The organism is Ruminococcus sp. CAG:330, assembly GCF_000437175.1.
GTDB lineage: Bacteria > Bacillota > Clostridia > Oscillospirales > Ruminococcaceae > Ruminococcus_C.
Genome location: NZ_FR898087.1, coordinates 51,401 through 54,514 on the forward strand (window position 1 = coordinate 51,401; position 3,114 = coordinate 54,514).

Annotated in this window: 4 protein-coding genes (1 of these 4 running past the window's edge); all 4 read right to left on the reverse strand. The window is 58.5% G+C overall.

Annotated features, from left to right (window positions below; translation table 11 throughout):
* Tightly spaced (at most 38 nt apart), the 4 genes in view from QZL66_RS10185 to QZL66_RS10200 form a layout consistent with a single transcriptional unit that may run on beyond the window.
* Window positions 1-32 carry the beginning of an NAD(P)/FAD-dependent oxidoreductase gene (locus tag QZL66_RS10185; RefSeq protein WP_022411611.1) on the reverse strand. The gene continues 1,255 nt to the left of window position 1, outside the view, so 32 of the gene's 1,287 nt are visible here — the first part of the coding sequence; it begins with the start codon at window positions 30-32; its stop codon lies off the left edge, out of view.
* A 6-nt stretch (window positions 33-38) separates the two neighbouring features.
* Window positions 39-248: a DUF3006 domain-containing protein gene (locus tag QZL66_RS10190; protein ID WP_022411612.1), complete on the reverse strand. Its 210-nt coding sequence runs from the start codon at window positions 246-248 to the stop codon at window positions 39-41.
* An 11-nt stretch (window positions 249-259) separates the two neighbouring features.
* Window positions 260-1,123: a ComEC/Rec2 family competence protein gene (locus QZL66_RS10195; protein ID WP_022411613.1), complete on the reverse strand. Its 864-nt coding sequence runs from the start codon at window positions 1,121-1,123 to the stop codon at window positions 260-262.
* Window positions 1,124-1,161: 38 nt separating this feature from the next.
* Window positions 1,162-3,057, reverse strand: coding sequence for a YgiQ family radical SAM protein (locus QZL66_RS10200; RefSeq protein ID WP_022411614.1), 1,896 nt, complete (start codon window positions 3,055-3,057; stop codon window positions 1,162-1,164).
* Window positions 3,058-3,114: the final 57 nt, after the last annotated feature.

A 3,114-nucleotide genomic window follows, 5' to 3' on the forward strand; every position in this document is an offset into this window, starting at 1 on the left:
CCGCCGCCGATGCATAAGTGGTCAGTTTCCATAGTTCCTCACTTTTTCCACAATTTTTTGGTACGGGCAATCATTTTTTCCCGTCTGGTTTTGGTTGCGCTGGTGTCGATCTCGTAGCCAAGGTTGTTGGGAATCAGAATGTCGCCCTCCTTTGCCTCCGGCGGGAGCTGTTCCCGCGGGACGGAAACCATGCCGTCGTCGGTTTCCAGAATGGCAAAGCGCATTTCGAAGCGGTCGATGATAATCATAGAATGCCCCCTTATTTTTCCGTGGTAACGGTCAGCTTTGCGCCGTCTGAGGAAATGCAGACGGTGCCGTTTTCATCGGTGCGGTAGATCTGATTGCCGCAGAACTTGGAGAGCCGTGCCACAGCTTCGCTGTGGGGGTGTCCGTAGGTGTTGTCATATCCGCAGGAGATCACCGCATACTTGGGGCTGATGGCATAGAGAAAATCGTCAGTGGAGGATTCCCGGCTGCCGTGGTGACCCACTTTCAGCACGTCCGCCTTGACGTGATCCAGCGCACCGGTAGAGAGCAGATCCTTTTCCTCTGGCTTGGAGGCATCTCCGGTGAAGAAGAAGCCGTTTTCGCCGCAGGTCAGATAGGCGCAGACGGAGTAGTCGTTCAGGGAACTGTAGTCATCGCCGGGGGAGGGAATGATCTCCAGCGCAGCACTGCCCAGATCCAGCGTCTGGGATTCTGCCGGTGTCAGGGAGAGTCCGTTGGCCTCCACGCCGTCCAGAAATTTCTCATAGGTGCGTGTGGTGGGAATCTGGCTGTCCGGCACCTCCGGCACGATGATCTCCTGAATGGTGAGGTCATCGGAGCTGGCAGCATACTGTAGAACTGCCGGCATACCGCCGATGTGGTCGGCGTGGGGGTGGGTGGCGATGACACAGTCCAGTGTCTTGACGCCGTGCTCCTGCAATGCGGAGAGCACGGTATCTCCGGCGCTTGCCTCGCCGGCGTCGATGAGGACGGCAGCGGAATCGGTGAGGATCAGGGCGCTGTCCCCCTGTCCAACGTCAAGATAGTAGACGGAACAGCTTCCGACGGTGGAATCGCTCTCCAGCCCGAAGGTGTCGTCTAGAGCATCATCGATGTATTGCTCGATGCCCTCCATGGCACAGCCGGTTGCGGAGCAGGTGATGACCAGCGCACTCAGGAGCGCCGTGATTTTTTGGATGTACTTTTTTTGGTGTTTCGTGGGGATGCGCCTCCTTTGGAAGAATGAGGTTTTCCGGATTTTCCGCCGCGCTGGGCGGGGGCATCCGGCGCCACCAGACAGCCCGGCCTGGTACCGATGAGATCCTGTCTGCCTGCCTGACGCAGGGCGGAGAGGACAATCTGCCGGTTCTGGGGAAGATAGTATTGCAGCAGCGCACGCTGCATGGCTTTTTCCTGTGGGGTCTTGGGAACGTAGACCGGTTCCATCGTGTAGGGGTCCAGCTCCGTGTAGTACATGCAGGTGGAGATGGTGCCGGGGGTGGGATAGAAGTCCTGTACCTGTTCCGGATGCATATGGTGATCCCGCAGGAACAGAGAGAGCTTTACTGCCTCCGCCAGCGTGCTCCCCGGATGGGAGGACATGAGATAGGGCACCAGATACTGCTTCTTGCCGATGCTCTTGGTGATCTCATAGAATCGCTTCTGGAATGCCTCATAGCACTCGATGTGGGGCTTTCCCATCTTGTCCAGTACCACGTTGCTGACGTGTTCCGGTGCGACTTTCAGCTGACCGCTGACGTGCTCTGAAACCAGCTCCTTGAAAAACGTGTCGTCCTTGTCTGCCATCACATAGTCGAACCGGATGCCGGAGCGGATGAACACACGTTTTACGCCGGGGAGTGCCCGAAGCTTCCGGAGGATGGAGAGGTATTCTGTGTGATCCACCTGAAGCGCCTTGCACGGCTCCGGTGCCAGACATTTTTTTCCGGGGCACATGCCGTGTGTCGCCTGCTTTTTGCAGGAGGGCAGGCGAAAATTCGCCGTTGGCCCGCCCACGTCGTGGATGTATCCCTTGAAATTGGGCATGGCGATGATCTTTTTCGCCTCTTCCAGAATGGATTCCTCGCTGCGGCAGGTGATGCGCCGTCCCTGATGCAGGGCGATGGAACAAAAGTTGCAGTAGCCGAAGCAGCCGCGGTTGTGGGCGATAGAGAACTGCACCTCCTCAATGGAGGGCACACCGCCCTGCTTGTCGTACATGGGGTGGGCGCATCGGGTGTAGGGCAGCCGGTAGACGGCATCCAGCTCCTCCTGCGTCAGACTCAGCGCCGGCGGATTCTGCACCAGCATCTTGTCGCCGTGGCGCTGAATGACGACCTTTCCGGAGATCTCGTCCTGCTGGTCGTACTGCTGGCGGGTCGCCTTGGCGTATGCCCGCCTGTCCCGGCTGACCTGTGCAAAGTCCGGACACTGCACCGCACCCCATGGGGTGTTGACCGGATCGGTGAGGTAACAGGTGCCACGGATTCCCGTGATGCTGGAGATGGGGATTCCCTCTGCCAGCTGCTGCGCCAGTTCTGTGATCTGGTGTTCTCCCATGCCGTACATGAGCAGATCCGCACCGCTGTCCACCAGAATGGACGGGCGCACACAGTCATCCCAGTAGTCATAGTGGGCAAAGCGCCGGAGGGATGCCTCCAGTCCGCCGATGGCGATGGCAGCATCGGGATATGCCTCCCGAATTTTCCGGCAATAGGTGATGACGGCACGGTCGGGGCGCAGTCCGGCTTTGCCGCCGGGGGAGTAGAGATCGCTGTTTCGTTTCCGCTTGGCGGAGGTGTAGTGCGCCACCATGGAGTCGATGTTTCCGCCGGTGACCAGAAATGCCAGCCGCGGACATCCGAAGCGCATGAAATCCTGTGTGGTGTGCCAGTTGGGCTGGGCAATGACAGCAACGCTGTAGCCCAGTGACTGGAGGATTCTGGTGATGATTGCAGCGCCGAAGCTGGGATGATCCACGTAGGCATCCCCTGTGATGTAGACAAAATCCGGCTGTTCCACACCGGTTTCCAGGAGTTCCCGTCGTGTGACAGGGAGAAATGCGGTCATAGCACCGTTCCTTTCTGTGAGATCTGTGAGAGGTTCTGAAGCGCCAGTTACGGCAGC

Coding starts and splice junctions, on each gene's coding strand:
- QZL66_RS10200 (WP_022411614.1), bottom strand. CDS start 3,057: ATGACCGCATTTCTCCCTGTCACACGACGGGAACTCCTGGAAACCGGT.
- QZL66_RS10195 (WP_022411613.1), bottom strand. CDS start 1,123: ATGGAGGGCATCGAGCAATACATCGATGATGCTCTAGACGACACCTTC.
- QZL66_RS10190 (WP_022411612.1), bottom strand. CDS start 248: ATGATTATCATCGACCGCTTCGAAATGCGCTTTGCCATTCTGGAAACC.